General features: G+C 63.5%; 19 protein-coding genes. 9 read left to right on the forward strand and 10 right to left on the reverse strand.

Annotated elements, in window-relative coordinates; all coding sequences use genetic code 11:
• Window positions 1-66 precede the first annotated feature (66 nt).
• Both AC1D08_RS02460 and AC1D08_RS02465 read right to left on the reverse strand, forming a co-directional pair.
• Window positions 67-1452 (reverse strand): glutamine synthetase family protein, encoded by a 1386-nt coding sequence (locus tag AC1D08_RS02460; RefSeq protein ID WP_457150432.1) that lies wholly within the window; start codon window positions 1450-1452, stop codon window positions 67-69.
• A 46-nt stretch (window positions 1453-1498) separates the two neighbouring features.
• On the reverse strand, window positions 1499-2878 hold the full coding sequence (locus AC1D08_RS02465) for an aspartate aminotransferase family protein (RefSeq protein WP_457150431.1): 1380 nt from the start codon (window positions 2876-2878) through the stop codon (window positions 1499-1501).
• A gap of 158 nt (window positions 2879-3036) precedes the next feature.
• Here AC1D08_RS02465 and AC1D08_RS02470 point away from each other — a divergent pair, with 158 nt between their 5' ends.
• Window positions 3037-3489 (forward strand): hypothetical protein, encoded by a 453-nt coding sequence (locus tag AC1D08_RS02470; protein WP_457150430.1) that lies wholly within the window; start codon window positions 3037-3039, stop codon window positions 3487-3489.
• A 152-nt stretch (window positions 3490-3641) separates the two neighbouring features.
• Here the strand turns inward: AC1D08_RS02470 and AC1D08_RS02475 are convergent, their stop codons facing one another.
• Window positions 3642-4616 carry a WD40 repeat domain-containing protein gene (locus AC1D08_RS02475; RefSeq protein ID WP_457150429.1) on the reverse strand — a complete coding sequence of 325 codons (975 nt, stop codon included), beginning with the start codon at window positions 4614-4616 and terminating at the stop codon, window positions 3642-3644.
• Between the two features lie 249 nt (window positions 4617-4865).
• Complete coding sequence (locus tag AC1D08_RS02480; RefSeq protein ID WP_477422498.1) at window positions 4866-5915, reverse strand: CobW family GTP-binding protein; 1050 nt, start codon at window positions 5913-5915, stop codon at window positions 4866-4868.
• 194 nt (window positions 5916-6109) lie between these two features.
• Here AC1D08_RS02480 and AC1D08_RS02485 point away from each other — a divergent pair, with 194 nt between their 5' ends.
• Window positions 6110-6841, forward strand: coding sequence for an intradiol ring-cleavage dioxygenase (locus AC1D08_RS02485; RefSeq protein ID WP_457150943.1), 732 nt, complete (start codon window positions 6110-6112; stop codon window positions 6839-6841).
• Between the two features lie 217 nt (window positions 6842-7058).
• Entirely contained in the window at window positions 7059-7529 is a 471-nt protein-coding gene (locus AC1D08_RS02490) for a MarR family winged helix-turn-helix transcriptional regulator (protein ID WP_095084311.1), read from the forward strand.
• A gap of 22 nt (window positions 7530-7551) precedes the next feature.
• On the opposite strand, the gene AC1D08_RS02495 is transcribed toward AC1D08_RS02490, so the two are convergent.
• Window positions 7552-8424: an AraC family transcriptional regulator gene (locus tag AC1D08_RS02495; RefSeq protein ID WP_457150944.1), complete on the reverse strand. Its 873-nt coding sequence runs from the start codon at window positions 8422-8424 to the stop codon at window positions 7552-7554.
• 49 nt (window positions 8425-8473) lie between these two features.
• On the opposite strand from AC1D08_RS02495, the gene AC1D08_RS02500 reads away from it, so the two are divergent.
• From AC1D08_RS02500 to AC1D08_RS02520, 5 genes are all read left to right on the forward strand, one after another.
• A complete protein-coding gene (locus AC1D08_RS02500; RefSeq protein ID WP_457150945.1) occupies window positions 8474-8881 on the forward strand; it encodes a DUF2000 family protein in 408 nt (135 codons plus the stop codon).
• A gap of 241 nt (window positions 8882-9122) precedes the next feature.
• Window positions 9123-10007: a DMT family transporter gene (locus tag AC1D08_RS02505; protein WP_457150946.1), complete on the forward strand. Its 885-nt coding sequence runs from the start codon at window positions 9123-9125 to the stop codon at window positions 10005-10007.
• 113 nt (window positions 10008-10120) lie between these two features.
• Window positions 10121-11143 (forward strand): LacI family DNA-binding transcriptional regulator, encoded by a 1023-nt coding sequence (locus tag AC1D08_RS02510; RefSeq protein ID WP_457150958.1) that lies wholly within the window; start codon window positions 10121-10123, stop codon window positions 11141-11143.
• On the forward strand, window positions 11140-12138 hold the full coding sequence (locus tag AC1D08_RS02515) for a 2-hydroxyacid dehydrogenase (RefSeq protein ID WP_457150947.1): 999 nt from the start codon (window positions 11140-11142) through the stop codon (window positions 12136-12138). The genes AC1D08_RS02510 and AC1D08_RS02515 overlap by 4 nt, the downstream gene beginning before the upstream one ends.
• Window positions 12139-12239: 101 nt before the next feature.
• Window positions 12240-12641, forward strand: a complete 402-nt coding sequence (locus tag AC1D08_RS02520) for a hypothetical protein (RefSeq protein ID WP_457150948.1) — start codon at window positions 12240-12242, stop codon at window positions 12639-12641.
• Here the strand turns inward: AC1D08_RS02520 and AC1D08_RS02525 are convergent, their stop codons facing one another.
• On the reverse strand, window positions 12642-13415 hold the full coding sequence (locus AC1D08_RS02525; protein WP_095084310.1) for a gamma-glutamyl-gamma-aminobutyrate hydrolase family protein: 774 nt from the start codon (window positions 13413-13415) through the stop codon (window positions 12642-12644).
• Between the two features lie 262 nt (window positions 13416-13677).
• On the opposite strand from AC1D08_RS02525, the gene AC1D08_RS02530 reads away from it, so the two are divergent.
• Window positions 13678-14787, forward strand: coding sequence for a TRAP transporter substrate-binding protein (locus AC1D08_RS02530; RefSeq protein ID WP_457150949.1), 1110 nt, complete (start codon window positions 13678-13680; stop codon window positions 14785-14787).
• 66 nt (window positions 14788-14853) lie between these two features.
• On the opposite strand, the gene AC1D08_RS02535 is transcribed toward AC1D08_RS02530, so the two are convergent.
• From AC1D08_RS02535 to AC1D08_RS02550, 4 genes are all read right to left on the reverse strand, one after another.
• Complete coding sequence (locus AC1D08_RS02535) at window positions 14854-15228, reverse strand: VOC family protein (protein ID WP_457150950.1); 375 nt, start codon at window positions 15226-15228, stop codon at window positions 14854-14856.
• A 278-nt stretch (window positions 15229-15506) separates the two neighbouring features.
• Window positions 15507-16535 carry a zinc-dependent alcohol dehydrogenase family protein gene (locus tag AC1D08_RS02540; protein ID WP_457150959.1) on the reverse strand — a complete coding sequence of 343 codons (1029 nt, stop codon included), beginning with the start codon at window positions 16533-16535 and terminating at the stop codon, window positions 15507-15509.
• Between the two features lie 19 nt (window positions 16536-16554).
• The gene (locus AC1D08_RS02545) at window positions 16555-18330 is read right to left on the reverse strand and encodes a TRAP transporter large permease (RefSeq protein ID WP_477302377.1); all 1776 of its coding nucleotides are present in this window, start codon (window positions 18328-18330) and stop codon (window positions 16555-16557) included.
• Entirely contained in the window at window positions 18327-18911 is a 585-nt protein-coding gene (locus AC1D08_RS02550) for a TRAP transporter small permease subunit (protein WP_477302375.1), read from the reverse strand. The genes AC1D08_RS02545 and AC1D08_RS02550 overlap by 4 nt, the downstream gene beginning before the upstream one ends.
• Between the last annotated feature and the right edge of the window lie 10 nt (window positions 18912-18921).

Genomic DNA, 18921 nt, shown 5'->3' on the forward strand with positions numbered 1-18921 from the left:
AGGCGGGCGCGCCACCTCATTTGATGGAGGCGGCGAAAAAGTGATCGCCGCCTGATCAAAAAGCTCTCAGACCTCGTGCAGGTAGAGGTGATAATCCAGTTCGCTCACCGTGCGCGCCACGCGCAGGTACTCGGACTGCTTGATCGCCACGAAGGTGCGGTGCAGGTCTTCGCCGAGCGCGCCCTTCAGGAAGCTGGATGCTCGCGCGGCCTCGATGGCGGCGCGCCAGTCGACCGGCATGGTCGTGCGCGTCACCGCTGCCTCATAGCCGTTGCCGGTGGTTTCCGGGCCGGGATCGAGACCTTCGTCGAGACCTTTGATGATGCCGGCGAGCACTGTAGCGGCGATCAGATAGGGGTTGGCGTCGACGCCCGAGGGCCGGTGCTCGATGCGCCGGTTCTTCGCGTCGCCGGCCGGCACGCGCAGCGCCACCGAGCGGTTGTTGACGCCCCAGGTCGGCGCCACCGGCGCATAGGATTGCGAGACGAAGCGCCGCCAGGAATTGGCATGCGGCGCAAACACCAGCATCGATTCGGCCATCGTCTGGATCAGGCCGCCAAGGCCGCGCAGCAGCGGCAGCGACCAGCTCTCGCCGCCGGCTTCGGCAAAGACGTTTCGGCCCGCTCTGTCCTGCAGCGAGACGTGGAAATGCATGCCTGAGCCGGCATATTTTTCGATTGGCTTGGCCATGAAACAGGCGGTGACGCCGTGTCGGCGCGCCTGTGCCCGCACCAGCCGCTTCAGCATGACCAAGTCGTCTGCCGCCCGCATCACGTCCTTGCGGTAATTCAGCGTCAATTCGTACTGGCCAGGCGCATATTCGGAAATCACCGTCTCGGCCGGAATGCCTTGTGCCTTGGCAGCCGCATAGATGTCGGAGAACAGCGGCTCCATGCCGTGCAGGTGATCGACGGAATAGACTTCTGTCTTGCCCGAGACGCGGCCGTCGAGCACGGCGCGCGCCGGCTGCACCTTGCCGTCGGCATCGCGCTCGTTGGCCAGGAGAAAAAATTCCAGCTCGAAGGCGCCGGCGGGATGAAGACCCTTGGCGGCCAGGATCGCCACTTGCCGTGCCAGCGCCAGGCGCGGATCCGACGACATCGGCTGGCCGTCGAGGTGATACATCTCCATCAGCAACTGGCCGCGTGGCGGGTTCGTGCCGTAGAGCGGCACCAGCGTGCCGGGGATAGGCCAGGCCCTGAGGTCGCCGTCACCGGTTGTCCAGATCAGCCCGGTTTCGTGCACATCCTCGCCGGTGATATCGAGGCCGAGGATCGAGATCGGCATGTGCCGGCCGCCCTCGAAGATGCTTTTCAGCTCATGCCGGCGCACGATCTTGCCGCGGCCGACGCCATTGGCGTCGGTCAGCACGATATCGAAGGCCTCGATCTCGGGATGGGCCTCGAGGAAGGCTTGCGCCTCGGTGGGCGTCGAGCCCGAAGGTGAGGTCATGATCTGTCCGGCTTTGCTTGGCGCGCCCATGTGTTAGCCGCTTGTCTCATGCCGCAAGCTTCGCCGCAACCGCGCCGAAGGCGGAGATCAGCCGGTTGACCTGGGCGCCGGTGGTCGCCGGCGAGATCAGCATCATGTTGTGGAAGGGCGCAATCAGCACGCCGCGATTGACCAGCGCGACATGGATGGCGGCTTCCAGTTCCGGCGCATGCGCCGTCTCGGCCTCGCCGCCATTCCGCAGCGGGCCGGGCGCGCAGATGAACTCGACGCGGGCGCCGACGCGGGCAACATGCCAGGGCAAGCGATAACGGTCGATGACGCCGGTCAGCCCGGCGTCGAGCCGCCGCGCCAGATGGTCCATGCGGGCATAATTGTCTTCGGTCATCACCTCTTCGAGCGTGGCGCGCATCGCCGCAAACTGCAGCGGATTGGCCGAGAGCGTCGTGCCCATGCCGGAATAGCCCGGCTCCTTTTCCCTGTTGTAGGCCGCATAGCGCGAGGCGACACCGTCGCTCATGCCCCACACACTGGCGGGCACACCGCCGGCGATCGGCTTGCCCAGCACGAAGAAGTCCGGGTCCAGCCCGTATTTCCTGGTGTAACCGCCCAGGCCTGTCGAGATGGTGTGCGTCTCGTCGATCAGCAGCAGCGTACCGGCTTCACGCGTCAGCCTGCGCAACGCGTCATGGAAGCCCGGATCGGCCAGCACCATGCAGGAGTTGGTCAGCACCGGCTCGGCAATGACGCAGGCGACATCCTTGTCCCCAAGCGCGGCCCCCAGTGCGGCGACATCGTTGAATTCGATCACCTTCGCCGTGCGGGTCAGGTCGCGGAATTCGCCCGCCAGTCCCGGCCGGTTGACCGGAACACCATCCACCAGCCGCACCATCGTCTCATCGACCGAGCCGTGATAGCAGCCGTTGAAGACCAGGATCTTTTCGCGTCCGGTGACGGCGCGGGCGACCCGTAGCGCAAAGCGGTTGGCATCGGTCGCCGTCGTCGCGATCTGCCAGAACGGCAGGCCGAAATGCTGCTGCAGCAGCGGGCCGATGGCGAGTGCGTCTTCGGAGGGCAGCATATAGGTCAGGCCACGTCCGGCCTGGCGGCGGATGGCGCGCGCCACCGGCGGCGGCGAATGACCGAACATCGAGCCTGTGTCGCCAAGGCAGAAATCGTCGAGCCTGATACCGTCGATATCGGTGATGGTGGCGCCCCTGGCTCTGTCGACCAGGATCGGAAACGGCGTCGGCCAGTCGTTCATCCAGTGCATCGGCACGCCGCCGAAGAAGCCAGGCAGGCCATTGCCGACCTTCGCCTGTGATTTCGGCCGCGCCTTGCGGAAGGCTGCCGCCTCGGTCTCGCGCAGGTCGGCAATGCGATCACGATCGATGCCGCCGATGGACGTCCTTGAACTGCCGCTATGCATGAAAACCCCCCTGGTCGTCCCTCTTAGCCAATCCATGTCCGCGACCGCAATCGGCCGCGCGTCTGTCCTGCATTGGCTCAGCCGCTGGTGGCAACGCTTGACGCTGATCCGGAAGTCAGCGCCAATGTGGACGGCATTGGGCCTACGCGGGGGGAAAAATGCGAACGATCATCTGCGCGGCAGCGCTGTTCCTGTCGGCCAATATGGCCCGCGCCTCCGGTGGCATCTGGTGCAATGTCGACGATGCGGCGGTGGCATTCGAGGTCGGCGCCGGTGTCACCAGAGGCATGGGCGGCCCGACTTTCAACTTTCGCGGCGACCTCGAAATCAAGGCAAGGCCCGCTGACGACCATCTGCGCAAGACCGTGTTCGAGGATGCCAACCTCACCCAATACTGGCTCGACGACAAGGATCTGCGGCTGAACATCTATCATGAGCACGAGGTGGCCCAGACCTTCAGCTCCGTCGAACTGACGATCCTGACCAAGGCCAGCGATGAAGGTGTCTATGACGGGCAGTACACGCTTGCCGTCTATGACAGCACCGCCGACAAGGACGGCGATGGCAAGACCACCGATCTGACCGGCAAGGTATCCTGCGGCGCCGAGTGATCCCAGACCAGGGTGTGTTGAGATTCAGGTCAGGCCGAGCCGAAAATGATGGCTTTCGAGAACCGGAGCGGAGCGGACGTTCGGGTCCGTGAGCACCGGAAGCGCAGAGAGCTGTCGTTTGCAGGCCGGCCTCACCTGAATTTCAGCACACCTTACGCCGTGATGTCGATGACGCCGCAATCGCCGGCCGCACTGCCGAAGGCGACGCGGCGCTCTTCCTTGTCCCACATCATCGAGGTGATGGCGCCCTTGCCCTGTCGCCGCAACAGCACTTCCTTGGCATCGGAAAAGCGTACCGCCATCACCATGCCGTCATCATAGCCGACGGCGACGACATCCTGGCTCGGGTGGCAGGCGACTGCCGTCACCATGGCGTTGCCGCGCGTGCCGAGTTCCAGGGGCGCCTTGCCCATCGGGCCGTCCTTGCCTGAAAACGGCCAGACGATCGCCGCCGGTGCACCGGAACTCGCCAGCCACTTGCCTTTCGCGCTCCATGACAGGCTTTTGACCTTGCCGGGATAGCCGCTCATACGCATGTGTTTGCCGTCGGCAAGCTTCCAGCCGTGCAGGGCGTTCTCCTGCATCGTGGTGACTAGGAACGCACCGTCGGGCGAGAAGGTGATGCCGGTATGGGCGCCGGCCCATTCGAGCTCCGCCGGCTTACCTTCGGTGGCCGGGAAATGCAGCGTCGCGCCATTGTAGCGGGCAACACCGAAGCGCATGCCCTTGGGCGAGAACGCCAACCCCTCGACCGAACGCGGATGGGCAAATTCCCTGGTCTTGCCGTCGGCGAAGCGCACGAAGGCGGTCTTGCCCGTCGCATAGGCAACCGCGCCCTGCGGTCCGGCTGCGACGCTGGTGATCCATTTTTTCCCGGCGCTGGCCAGTTCCTGGACGTCGCCGCCCGCGGTGACAGAGGAAATCTTGCCATCCTCGCCGCCTGTGATCAGCCGGTCATTGGCCGCATCGTGGAAGGCGGCGAGCAGCCCGTCATTGGCCTCAATGGTCTTGTGACCATGGTCGAGCCGATGGACGGCACCATCGGCCAGCGCGAAATGCGGCACGTCGCCGAGGAAGACGGCGGCGACGCAATGGCCTTCGAGATCAAGCGGGGCGACGGTGGGCATCTACAACTATTCCATTCGAGATTTCTGTTTGGGCCTCTTCCGTCTCAATCACGGGCGACCGCGCTCGTTTCCTTCTCCCCTTGTGGGAGAAGGTGGATTGGCGCGCAGCGCCAAGACGGTTGAGGGGTGCTGGACGGATTGCGGTTTGCCAAGCTGGAACACCCCTCATCCGACCGAGCTTCGCCCGGCTTCCTTCTCCCACAAGGGGAGAAGGAAGGCCAGCGCTAGCGCCAGAAACTGATTAGGAAATCAGGCAGCCTGGCAGGCGTCAAAGCTCTTCTTCAGCCGCTCGGCATCGAGTTCGCGGCCGATGAACACCAGCCGGCTCTCATGCTTCTCGCCGTCTTTCCAGGCGCGCTGGTGGTCACCCTCGATGATCATGTGCACGCCCTGGATGACATAGCGCTCGTCATCGCCCTTGAGCGCGATGATGCCCTTCAGGCGCAGGATGTTGGGGCCTTCCATCTGGGTGATCTTCTCGATCCACGGGAAGAACTTTTTCGGGTCCATCTCGCCGCCGCGCAGCGACACCGACTGCACCGTCACGTCATGGATGTCGGAAGGATGCGCGTGATGGTGGTGGTCATGCCCATTATGGTCATGATCATGATGGTCGTGGTCGTGGTCGTGGTCGTGATCGTCATGCGCCTCGAGGAAATGCGGATCGTTTTCCAGCGCCCTTGAAAGGTCGAAGGCGCCGCGGTCAAGCACTTCCGTCAAGGCGACGCCGGCGCGCGTCGTGCGATGGATCTTCGCCGCCGGATTGATGGCACGGATCGTCGCTTCGACCTTGGCGAGTTCTTCGGGGGTGACGAGGTCGGTCTTGTTGAGCACGACGACGTCGGCGAAGGCGATCTGGTCCTCGGCTTCCCTGGAATCCTTGAGCCGCAGCGGCAGATGCTTGGCATCGACCAGCGCCACCACCGCGTCGAGCCTGGTCTTGGAGCGCACATCGTCGTCCATGAAGAAGGTCTGCGCCACCGGCACCGGATCGGCGAGGCCGGTGGTCTCGACCACGATGGCGTCGAAACGGCCGGGCCGGCGCATCAGGCCTTCGACGACGCGGATCAGGTCGCCGCGCACCGTGCAGCAGACGCAGCCATTGTTCATCTCGTAGATTTCCTCGTCGGATTCGACGATCAGTTCGTTGTCGATGCCGATTTCGCCGAACTCGTTGACGATGACGGCGTAGCGCTTGCCGTGGTTTTCCGACAGGATGCGGTTGAGCAGCGTCGTCTTGCCGGCGCCGAGATAGCCGGTGAGAACGGTTACGGGGATCTGCGTCTGTGCGTCGCTCATGACTTGCCTCGAAAAATCTGGGCCTTGAAAGGCCTCGAAAAGGGATTGTCGGCTCCATATAGGACGTGTGCCGGGCTTTTGCACGAGGCAAACCGATGGGCCAAACCGGCTTGCCGGCATTGCCGAATTTTCATTGGCGGGAGCCGCCGTCACAGCCTAGATCAGGAGACGGGGGCCAATTCGAGAGGCACGATATGTCCGGAAAGCCATTCTCCATCTCATTGAGCCGGCGCAAGGCGCTCGGCTTGATCGCGGTGACTGCCGGAGGTGGTGCCTTCCTGCCGGCCGCGGCAATCGCCGCCCAGTCTTCGTCCTATGCCGGGCTGACCCTGTTCCAATCCGGCGCCGGCGTTTGTGCCATCACGCCCGAGGTGACCGAAGGGCCGTTCTATTTCGACCCGAAACTCGAACGTGCCGATGTCACTGAAGGCAAAAAGGGCGTTGCCCTCACTGTAAGGCTGCAGGTTGTCGACGCGACCTGCCGCCCGCTTGCCGGCGCCCGCGTCGACATCTGGCATTGCGATGCGCAAGGTGCCTATTCGGGCTACCCGGGACAAGGTGACGGCCGTGATGTCGACACGTCGGGCCAGACGTTCCTGCGTGGCTGGCAGAAGACCGATGCAAGCGGCATCGTTTCCTTCGCCACCATCTATCCCGGCTGGTATCACGGCCGCACCACCCATATCCATTTCAAGGTCTTCCCTGATGAGAATTCGGTGATGACCGGGCAGTTGTTCTTCCCCGACAGCGTCAGCGACCAGATCTTCACCACTGTCGCGCCATACAACGACAGGCCCGGCAAGCGTGACACCTCGAACGCCGGCGACGGCATCGCCAGGCAGGCCGGACCGCTGTCGCGGGCCGCACTGCACGAGGTGGAGGATGCCTATCAAGCACTGATGATCGTGGCAGTGAAGCCCGGCTGAGCGACATTCCCTCACGCATCTGGTCCGCGGCGAAAACTCCGCTCGCGAAAAGTCGTTTGTCATCTAACTGAAATAAACATCTGGCATTAGCCACCGCGGACACCGCAATGCTTGCCGGCAAAGCTGTTTGGAGCGCCGGAATCTTTTTGATAGTCGATTGCCAACCGGCCGGCTGAGTCTATGCTGACCGCACCGGTACGGCCGAAGAGGGATGACCATGGCCAAGGCGGACAAGACTGCAACAATGAGCCGGCTGCATTCGGCAGCAAGGCTGGCAAGAACCGCGCTTGCGGCGCGGCTTCTGGCACACGGCTTCTATGCCGGCCAGGACCAGATCATGCTGGCGCTCGACCGTGAAGACGGCCAGACGCCGGGTAATCTCGCCGGACGCCTCGGCGTGCGCCCGCCAACCATCACCAAAACCATCAACCGCCTGCAGGCGCAGGGCTTTCTGGAAAAGCGCGCCTCCTCGGCCGATGCTCGCCAGGCCCATATTTTCCTCACCGACACGGGCCGCGACATCATCCACGCTATCGAGAAATCGGTGAAGAAGACCGAAAAGCAGGCGCTGAAGGGCCTCGACAAGAAGGACCAGAAGGCACTGTTCAAGCTGCTTGCCCGTATCGAGGCCAACCTCTCGAATGAGGAATTGGTGTTGATCGACGACGACGCCGAGACGGACGACTGATCGCCTGGTCCCGGCGCAACAATCAAGCCGCCTCCGTTGCAGTGCCTTGGATCAGCGACGACCAGCGTCCCGGCGTCATGCCATACGCCTTCTTGAATTGCCTGATGAAATGGCTTTGGTCGCTAAAGCCGGCCTCGATGGCGATCTGCGCCAAGGGCTCGCCGGCGGCAATCATCCGCCGCGCGCTCTGAAGCCGGCGCATCACCAGGAAGCGATGCGGGCTGGTGCAGAAGGCGGCCCGGAAATGCCGTGACAAGGCATAGCGGTCGAGCCCAGTGATCGCCTCCAGTTCGCCCGAGCAGACGGGGCGGCCGAAATTCTCCGTGAGATAGTCGCGGGCCAGCGCAGCCGCCCGCCACGCCGTCCTGGCAATCGGCTTCGCCGGCTGGCCGGCATGCCGGGTCAGGCTTTGCATCAACTGGGTGAGGAAGTCGGCAACGAACAGCTCGTCGAGTTCCTCCTCCAGCGGCCCCAGCGCCGAAAGCAGCGTCGTGCAGAAGCTATCGTCCGTCAGCACGCCGTCCCTGACAAAGGGCAAAGACGCGCCGCCAAGGCAGTCGAGCATCAACGACGGTTCCAGGTAGAGCATCCTGTAGCGCAATCCGTCCTCGGTGCCGGCACCACCGTCATGCAATTCGTCGGGATGCAGCACGATGATCTGGCCAGGCAGGCTGTGGCGCGTCGCGCCGAGGTAGCGAAACCGCTGTACGCCGTGCAGCGTCACCCCGATCGCATAGGTGTCGTGGCGATGCAGGTCGAAGGCGCTGCCATGGAACCGCGCCTCGATCCGCTCCATGCCGGCAGGGTCGGAGGCGGAGATGATGCGGTTCTCCGCCGCGTCAACGCACAAACGTCCAAGACCCTCGAAGGCCTGGCTGTTTAGATCGTGCGACATCTTCTCCTTCAGCCTCGTATCGGGGCACAGCTCGAATGGTCAATGTCTCATGTTCGATACGAAATTTGCAATCGTGCTCCGGCAGGATCTGCCGGTCTGGCAGAAACTCAACGTCACCGCCTTCCTGACCAGCGGCATCGTCGCCCAATTCCCGGACATCATCGGCGAACCCTACCGCGACCGCGCCGGCAATCTCTACAATCCGCTGTCGATCCAGCCGGTCATCGTGCTGTCCGCCGACCAGGCAACGCTGGCCGCAATCAACCGGCGCACGCTGGAGCGTGGCGTGACAACCTCGCTCTATGTCGAGGAGATGTTCGCGACCGGCCACGACGCGGCCAACCGTGCAGTCTTTGCCGAATTCGCACCTGAAGACGCAAAGGTGGTCGGTATCGCGCTTCGCGCCGAGAAGAAGGTGGTCGACAAGATCACCAAGGGCGCCCGGATGCACGACTAGGGTGCGCTGAATATGCCGGCCTGATCGGGGGTTTCGACGCACCTTCGCTCCAAAAGACTAAGCCTGCCGGGCGCTGTTGTTGTGCCAGCCGGCTTTGGCGTGGTGGCAGCCGACAATTGGCTTGCCGGCAAGCGGCATTTCCCGCAAAGGTGGGCTCCAGCCCAGCTTCCCATCCGGCCTGCAAGTGAGTGCTTCCCAAAGACATCCAGAAAGCGCAACGCCCCCGGTGGCGATCCTCTGCATGCTTTCCACCTACATCTTCTTCACCTTCCTCGACACCAGCAGCAAATATCTCGTCCTGGCCGGCGTATCCGTACTGATCGTCGCCTGGGTGCGATTTGCCGTGCATGTGGTGCTGGTCGGCACGCTTTTGCGCGGCTGGCGCCAACCGGTACGGTTTCGCCCGGTCAACCTGCCGGCCCATGTCCTGCGCGGTCTGTTCCTGTTCGGCTCGACCATGTTCAACATCCTGGCGCTACGCTCCCTGCAACTGGCCGAAACCACCTCGATCTATTTCTTCGGGCCGATGGTGATCACCGCACTTGCCGGCCCGCTGCTTGGCGAATGGGCCGGCTGGCGGCGCTGGCTGGCGATCCTGACCGCTTTCGCCGGGGTTCTGATCATCACCCGGCCAGGCGTCGGCGTTTTCGGCATCGGACATCTCTTCGCGCTCGGCTCGATGCTGTCGAACTGCTTTTACGTCATCATGACGCGCCGCATGTCGGCGAGGGAGACGTCGGAAAGCCTGATCCTGTTTTCGGCACTGGCGCCGGCGGTGCTACTTTTGCCCCTGCTGCCGTTTTCGTTTTCCCTGCCGCATGATGGCTGGCACTGGTTCGTCCTGCTCATGCTTGGCGTGTTCGGCGGCGTCGGCCACTGGCTGCTGGTCCAGGCCTACCGGCTTGCGACGACCACCGCATTGGCGCCCTATCCCTATTCGCAGATGGTGTGGATGATCATTTCCGGCTGGATCGTCTTCAAGCAGTTTCCCGACCGTTGGACATTGGTCGGCGCCGCGATCATCGTCGCCAGCGGCCTCTACATCGTTCATCGCGAGCATCGGCTTCGGCTGCAGAGCCGCGCGGCCTCCGATGTCGAAGCGGAGGCGTTGGCAAAAAAACTTTGATTTACTGCCGATCGATGGCATAACGCCGCCTTTAAACTGTTTAATGCATGTGGGAACCGGTTTCGGGACAACGACATGCATAGGGACTGAAGCCGGTCGGGGAGCACAGGTCGCTGGCACAGAAAATCAAGCTTTCGACGATCGCGGATGCGCTCGGCGTCTCCACGGCCACGGTGTCACTGGCGCTGCGCGACAGTCCGCTGGTCGCCGGCACCACCCGCGACCGCATCAAGGAACATGCCCGCACCATCGGCTATATCTATAACCGGCGCGCCGCCAGCCTGCGCACCTCGCGTTCGGGCATTGTCGGGGTCGTCGTCCACGACATCATGAATCCGTTCTTCGCCGAGATCCTGCGCTCGATCGAAAGCGAACTCGACCGCAGCCGCCAGACCTTCATCCTGTCCAACCATTATGACCAGCTCGAGAAGCAGCGCACCTTCATCGATACGCTGCTGCAGCTGGGCGCCGACGGCGTCATCATGTCGCCGGCCATCGGCACGCCGGCTTCCGACATCCTGATGGCCGAGGAGAACGGCCTGCCGGCGGTGCTGATCGCACGCACGGTCGAGGGTGCCGATGTGCCGGTCTTTCGCGGCGACGATGCCTATGGCACCGGGCTCGCCACCAACCATCTGATCTCGCTCGGCCACAAGCGCATCGCCATGATCGGCGGCACCGACCAGACCTCGACCGGCCGCGATCGCTACCAGGGCTATGTCAACGCCATGGAGGCGGCCGGGCTTGAGGTCAGGCCGTCCTGGCGCATCGCCGGCCCACGCACCAAGCAAGCCGGCTTCGAGGCCGCCGGGCAGTTCCTAGCGCTGAAGGACAAGCCGACGGCCGCCTGCTGCTGGAACGACCTTGTCGCCATCGGCCTGATGAACGGCATCGCGCGTGCCGGCCTGGTGCCGGGCGTCGACATCTCGGTCACCGGCTATGACGATCTCGAAGAGGCGGCAATTGCGACGCCTGCGCTGACCACCGTCTGGAACGGCCAGCGCGAGGTTGGACGCCGCGCCGCCAGCGCGCTGCTGGACAAGTTGAACGGGCAGACGGTGCGGCCGTCGCAGGAACTGATCAAGCCGGAACTGCATGTGCGCCAGTCGACCGGCAAGCCGGTGGAGCGTGCATGACCAAGGCCGAGCAATTGCAGACCGTCGCCATTCTGGTGCCGGGCGATTTCAACGATCATGCCATCAAGCGCATCGACAGCACCTTCAAGCGAGTCAAGATCGAACGAGCCGATCCGGCGCTGGTCACCGACGAGATGCGCAGCAACGTGCGTGGCATTGCCTCGTTCGCCGGCATCAATGCGGCGATTATGGATGCATTGCCCAATCTCGAACTCATCGCCTCCTTCGGCGTCGGCTATGATTCGGTTGATGTCGGATATGCGGCCGCCAAAAACATCATGGTCACCAACACGCCCGACGTGTTGACCGAAGAGGTTGCCGACACCACCATCGGGCTGCTGATCAACACCATCCGCGACCTGCCGCGCGCCGAGACCTGGCTGCGTGACGGCAGCTGGCTGCGCAAGGGCAACTATCCGCTGAGCCGGCTGACCTTGCGTGGCCGCAAGGTCGGTATTTTCGGCATGGGCCGCATCGGCCAAGCGGTTGCCCGGCGGCTGGAAGCTTTTGGCCTGTCGGTCGCCTATCACAATCGGCGCCGGGTCGAAGGCTTGAGCTACCAGTACCACCCGACATTGAAGGGCCTCGCCGAAGCGGTCGACACGCTGATTTCGGTGGCGCCCGGCGGCGCCTCGACGGAGAAGGCGGTCAATGCCGAAATCCTGTCGGCGCTCGGCGCCAACGGCGTCTTCGTCAACATCGGCCGCGGCAGCACGGTCGACGAGACAGCGCTGGCGGCAGCGCTCGCCAATGGCACCATCGCCGCCGCAGGGCTCGATGTCTTTGCCGACGAGCCGAACGTGCCCAAGGCGCTGCTCCACGCACCGAACACCTCGCTGTTGCCGCATGTCGGCTCGGCCTCGGACCATACACGGCGCGCAATGGCGGATCTGTGCGTCGACAATCTGGTCTCCTGGTTCACCGAACGGCGGCCGCTGACGCCGGTGCCGGAGACTGTGAATGTGAAGGCCAAAGCTATTCCAGGAAAAGCGTGAAGCGCCTTTCCGTCCGGACAGGCGGCAGGTTGCCACACTTATTAACGTCCGCTTAACCATCTGAAATCATTCTTCATCCTGTCCGTGTTCGAGGATGAAGAATGATAAAAACGCTTTCCCTCGTGACAGCTACCGCCGCGCTGTTTGGGAGCTTTCATCTGCTTCACGACGGCGGCGGTGAAAGTGCCGCCGATGCGGTCGCACCATCCAATAGCTACAGGCTGGTGGCCAATGGCGACCAAGGCAACTGCGCGGTCACGCGCGGTGCGTCGGTTTCGGATGACCTGTCGCTGTTGACGATGGGGCTGAACTGCCGCCGGCTCTTGCCCGGCATCGAGCGGGCAAAGTTCTGGCGCCAGGAACAGGACGGCACGGTCGCCTTCAGCGCCAATGGCGTCGATCCGATCGTCACCTTCGCGGTTGCTGACGGTGACGGCTACGAATCCTATGCGCCGGCCGCACCATTGCTGTCGCTGGCGGCGACAGGTGATTTTAGGGACTGATTATTCCGCTGCGGCGCGCGCACCGGCTTTCGCCACGGCGTGCAGCCGCACGGCATCGCCGAAGGCACGGAAAATCTTGACCGAGTTGCTGTCCGAGTTGACCCAATATTCCGGATGCCATTGCACGCCGACGGCGAAGGCGCGGGAGTCGCGCACCGAAACCGCCTCGACCGTGCCGTCGCCGGCGACCGCCTCGATCTGCAGTTTCGAGCCCAGCCGGTCGATCGCCTGGCGGTGCAACGAATTGACCTTGATGTCTCCGGCGCCGAACACGCCGGCCAGGCAGCTGCCCGGCTTGATCGAAATGGTCTGATGGATGGCGAAGCGCTCATCCTGATTGTCGCTCACCGGCGCGCGGTGGTCGAACGAACCCTCGCGCTCCTGGATTTCGGTGCCCAGCGTGCCGCCGAGCGCCACGTTCATTTCCTGGATACCGCGGCAGATGGCGAGCAGCGGTACGCCGCGCTCTATCGCCCTGCGAATCAGCGGGAGCGTGGTGGCGTCGCGCGCCGGGTCGTAGGGGCCATTGGCCTCGCTGGCGTCGCCGCCATAGAGCGAGGGGTGCACATTGGATTTCGACCCGGTGACCATGACCCCGTCGACCGACGAGAGAAGTTCGTCGAAGTCGAGCCTGTCGCCGAACGATGGCACCAGCACCGGAAACACGCCGGCACCGGCAATCGCCGCCTCCAGATATTGCTGCGGGGCGGCATGCCAGGTGTAGTTGTCGAACTGACGTACGTCGGTCGATATGGCGACGAGCGGCTGATGCATTTTGGCTCTGTTTTCCATCTGCAAAGGATGTCCTGCCTCCAAAATAGGCGATCCGCCGCCATTTTTCCATGACAAGTTTCACGTGTCGCATGGGCCACGAAACAGCCTGTTAGACTATAGTTGCAAGGCGGCTGGGCTTCGCCGTCAAATCGGGCCGCCGCGCTGGACTCGACCTCTTGCCTGTGTATTGTTTCGCGCCAACCGACACGGAAGCGAGGATTTTCCGAACGTCGGTCTGTCTGGTCCAAAAGGGAGGAACTTCATGGATCGTCGTTCATTCATTCGCAAGGCTGGTGTTACTGGCGTCGGTGCTGCGGCGGCGGCGGCCACGCTCGCGGCGCCGGCAATAGCCCAGTCCAATCCCAAGGTGACGTGGCGGCTTGCGTCGTCCTTCCCGAAGTCGCTCGACACCATCTATGGCGGCGCCGAGGTGTTCTCCAAAATGCTGTCGGAAGCCACCGATGGCAACTTCCAGGTCCAGGTCTTTGCCGCCGGCGAGCTCGTGCCCGGCCTGCAGGCCGCCGACGCCACCACGGCCGGCACGGTCGAGGCCTGCCACACGGTGGCATATTATTACTGGGGCAAGGACCCGACATGGGCGCTCGGTGCGGCGGTTCCCTTTTCGCTCAACGCGCGCGGCATGAACGCCTGGCACTACCATGGCGGCGGCATCGACCTGTTCAACGAGTTTCTCGCCACGCAGGGCCTTTTCGGCCTGCCGGGCGGCAACACCGGCGTGCAGATGGGTGGCTGGTTCCGCAAGGAGATCAACACGGTTGCCGACCTGTCCGGCCTCAAGATGCGCATCGGCGGCTTTGCCGGCAAGGTGGTGCAGAAGCTCGGCGTCGTGCCGCAGCAGATCGCCGGCGGCGACATCTATCCGGCGCTGGAAAAAGGCACCATCGACGCCGCCGAATGGGTCGGCCCGTATGACGACGAGAAGCTCGGCTTCTACAAGGTGGCGCCCTACTACTACTACCCCGGCTGGTGGGAAGGCGGTCCGACCGTCCACCTGATGTTCAACAAGGCGAAATACGACGAGCTTTCGCCGGCTTACAAGTCACTGCTGCGCACCGCCGCCCAGGCTACCGATGCCAACATGCTGCAGAAGTACGATTATCTGAACCCGGCAGCGGTGAAGCGGCTTGTCGCCGGTGGTGCGAAGCTGCGCCCATTCAGCCAGGAGATCATGTCCGCCTGCTTCGAAAAGGCCAACGAGGTCTATGCCGAAATGGAAGCCTCCAATGCGCCGTTCAAGAAGATCTGGGAATCGATCAAGGGCTTCCGCAAGGAGCACTATCTTTGGGCGCAGGTGGCCGAATACAATTACGACACCTTCATGATGGTCCAGCAGCGCAACGGCAAGCTTTAGCCCCTGTAAACCACTCCAATGTATTCATTCAAGGACCCCGGGCCTGTTCGCCCGGGGTCTTTCTTTTCAGGCTGGCGAGGAACTCACCTCGATCAGTATTCCGCCTGGCGCAAGGCAGTAGAAGGTGGTCGAATTGACGCCGCCTCGCGTCAGCTCCTGGACTTCGCCAGGCGCGAGGCCCGCATCGGCAAGCTCGGCCTGCTTTGCGTGCACAATGTCCGGTTTGCCGACGAAGAAGCCGACGTGAAAACCATCGGGATAGCTGGCTGCCCGTCCCTTGCCTGGTGTCATCAGGTTGAGGGAAAAACCGTCGGTGCCGCGTAGAACCGCGAAGGCATCCTTGCCGCGCATAGCGACAAGCTCGAAGCCGAAATGGCTGGTGAAGAAGCCGGCAAGAGCCGCGACTTCGGTGGCAATGAGATTGGCATGGTTCAGTTTCATGGTCCTTTGTCCTGTCGTTGATTGAAGCGCGGACAGGCGTGGCTGCAGACTGTGAACCGGCGGGCCGTGGCATCAGGAAATCCGGACATGACCCAACCGGCTCGCGGGCTTTGGCCTCGCTTGCCGGCCGTGGGTTCTCCCGCAAATCATGCGGTGAACGGGCCTCCGTTCAACAACGGAAGAGACCGGACTACCGAACCGGTCATGTCTTTTTCGGCGCGCACCCAATAACCGATCGATGGGTTGCCGGCAAGCGCGCACGGCCAAGCCGCAGCCGCTCAGCCCGCGCGCGGCACCACCAGCACCTTGACCTCGCCGGGGGCCGGCGGATTGGCGATCACCGCTGCCGCGTCTTCGAGCGCCACTTGCCTGGAGATCAGCCGGTCGATCTCGATTGCGCCCGATGCAATGAGTTCGGCGGCGCGGCGATGCGTGTAGGGATTGAGGAAGGAGCCGAGCACTTTCAATTCCCGGAACAGCAGGTCGAAAGGCTCGAATTCCGCTTTCATGCCTTGCGGCGTCACGCCGACGATGACGACCTTGCCGCCGGCGCGGGCCAGCCGCATCGACTGCTCGACGGTCTCCCGCACGCCCGCGCATTCGAAGACGACGTCGACACCGCCTGGCGCCAGGCCCGTTGGTCCGGCGACGGCATTGATGACATCGGCGGCGGTCGGATCGACCGTCGCCGTGGCCCCGAGATCTTCGGCAAGGCCGCGCCGCGAGGCCTGCCTGGTCGACAAGATGATGGTCGTGGCCCCGGCCAAGCGCGCCAGCTGCACCGTGAGCAGGCCGATCACGCCGCCGCCAAGCACGGCCACCGAGCTGCCTGGCCTGATTTCGGCCAGATCCACGCCATGCAGGCAACAGCCGAGCGGTTCGCAGAAGGCACCATGCGTCGGCTTCAGGTCGGCAGGCAGGATGAAGGCTTGCTTCTGCGGCAAGGCAAGGTATTCGGCAAAGCCGCCATCGCGATGAATGCCGATGGCACGCAGGTTGCTGCAGAGGTTGACCCGCCCTGCATGACAGTGCGCGCAACGCCCGCAGGCGATGTTGGGGTCGCCGGTGACGCGGTCGCCCACGGCAAAGCCGGAGACGGATTCTCCGAGCGCCTCGACGATGCCGGAGAATTCATGCCCGGGCGTCACCGGTGGCGTGCACGGGAATTCGCCGTGGAACAGATGCCGGTCCGTGCCGCAGACGCCGCAGGCTTCAACGCGCACCAGAAGCTCATCAGGCCCGATGCTGGGCTTGTCGACCTCGCGCAGCGCGATGCTGCCCACCGCTTCCAGCCGAACCGCTTTCATGATCGTGGCCATGCCGGGTTCAGTTGAAGCTTGGCGGTTGCGACAGGTCCGGCTGGGGTGCCGCCGGTTTGGCCGGCGGCGTGTCGCCGAAACTCGGTGGTTGCGACAGATCAGGGGCGGCAGGAGCGACCGGCGCCGAGCCGCCGTCGGCCGGCGGTGTGCCAAGCGGCGACAGGCCGGGGACTTCCGGCACCTTGTAGTCGATCGTGCCGGGATCGACCACCGTGCCCTTGTAATGCATCACCATCTGCGGGAAGGCGATGGTCAGCCCGATCATGATCACCTGGATGCAGACGAAGGGCACCGCGCCCCAATAGATCTGCCCGGTGGTGACCGGTGCGATCTGTTTGCCGGTGATGCGGTCGAGATAGGGCACGCGCGCAGCGACCGAGCGCAGGTAGAACAGCGCGAAGCCGAAGGGCGGGTGCATGAAGCTGGTCTGCATGTTGACGCCCAGAAGCACGCCGAACCAGATCAGGTCGATGCCGAGCTTGTCTGCGGCCGGCGCCAGCAGTGGCACGATGATGAAGGCGAGTTCGAAGAAGTCGAGGAAGAACGCCAGGAAGAAGACCAGCATGTTGACGCCGATCAGGAAGCCGACTTCGCCACCCGGCAGCGAGGTCAGCAGGTGCTCGACCCAGATGTGGCCGTTGACGCCGTAGAAGGTGAGCGAGAACACCCGCGCGCCGATCAGGATGAACAGGACGAAGGACGACAGCCGCGTCGTCGAGGTCAAGGCCTGCTTGACCACGTCCAGCGACAGCCGCCCCTTTGCCGCCGCCATGATCAAGGCGCCGACAGAACCCATGGCGCCGCCCTCCGTTGGGGTGGCGATGCCGAGGAAGATGGTGCCGAGCACCAGGAAGATCAGCGCCAATGGCGGGATCAGCACGATGATCACCTGCTGCGCCAGCCTGGACATCATGTTGAAGTTCAGGCGTTTGTCGGCAATTGCCACGACGTAGATGAAGAGCACGCCGGCGGTGGCGCCGAGAATGTCGGCATTGTCGCCATGCGCCGGCGCGAGATAGCGATACGCCGCGTAGGAAACCGCCAACGTGACCAGCAATGCCGCCAGCAGCGACAGAACGCCGTGGCCGAGCGTGCGGGCCTCCAGCGGCAGCGCCGGCACCGATGCCGGCCGGACGATCGACATGATCAGGATGTAGAGCGCGTAAAGGCCGGTCAGCACCAGGCCCGGGATCAGCGCGCCCGCATACATGTCGCCGACCGAGCGGCCGAGCTGGTCGGCCAGCACGATCAGCACCAGCGACGGCGGGATGATCTGGGCGAGCGTGCCGGATGCGGCGATGACACCGGATGCCAGCCGGCGGTCATAGCCGTAGCGCAGCATGATCGGCAGCGAGATCAGGCCCATGGCGATGACGGATGCCGCCACCACACCGGTGGTTGCTGCCAGCAGCGCGCCGACGAAGATCACCGCATAGGCAAGGCCGCCGCGGATCGGTCCGAACAGCTGGCCGATCGTGTCGAGCAGGTCTTCGGCCATGCCCGATCGCTCGAGCACGATGCCCATGAAGGTGAAGAACGGAATGGCAAGCAGCGTGTCGTTCGACATCACCCGGCTGCCGTAGAAATTATCCGGCAGGGCGTGCAGAAGCGGCCAGGCGAGATTGATCGATCCACCGGAATAGGGCGAGAGAAGCACGCCGATGAAGAAGAACATCAAGCCGTTGGCGGCCAGCGAAAACGCGACGGGGTAGCCGATCAGCAGGAAGATGATCAGCGAGGCGAACATGATCGGCGCCATGTTCTGGGCGATCAACTCCATCATGAACGCACCTCTTCGGCCAGCGCCTTGGCTTCGAGTTCGGCCTGCTCATGTGCCGATATGAACGGATTGGGGTCGTCCATATCGCCGCGCATGATGGCGATCTTCTTGATGATCTCGGAGATGCCCTGCAGAGCGAGCAGGAAAAAGCCGACCAGCAGGATGGCCTTGGCCGGCCAGATGATCAGTCCGCCGGAGTTGTTGGACATCTCGCCGCTGCGAAACGACAGCGACACGTAGGGAACGAAATAGATCACCATCAGCGTCACGAACGGCATCAGGAAGAGGATGTGGCCGAGCAGGTCGATCCAGTGCTGCACGCGGCGCGAAAACATGCCGTAGACGATGTCGATGCGGATATGTTCGTTCTGCTTCAGCGTATAGGCGGCAGCCAGCATGAAGGCTGCGCCGAACAGATACCACTGCAGCTCCAGCCAGGCGTTCGAGGATATGTCGAAGATCTTGCGGATGATGGCGTTGGCGGCGCTAACCAGGATCGCCAGCAGGATCAGCCACGACACCCATTTGCCGATGAATTCGTTAGCGCGATCAATGGTCCTGGATAGAGCGAGAAGCCCTGCCATGCATTCCTCC

It is taken from the genome of Mesorhizobium sp. P2_E6 (assembly GCF_056403835.1).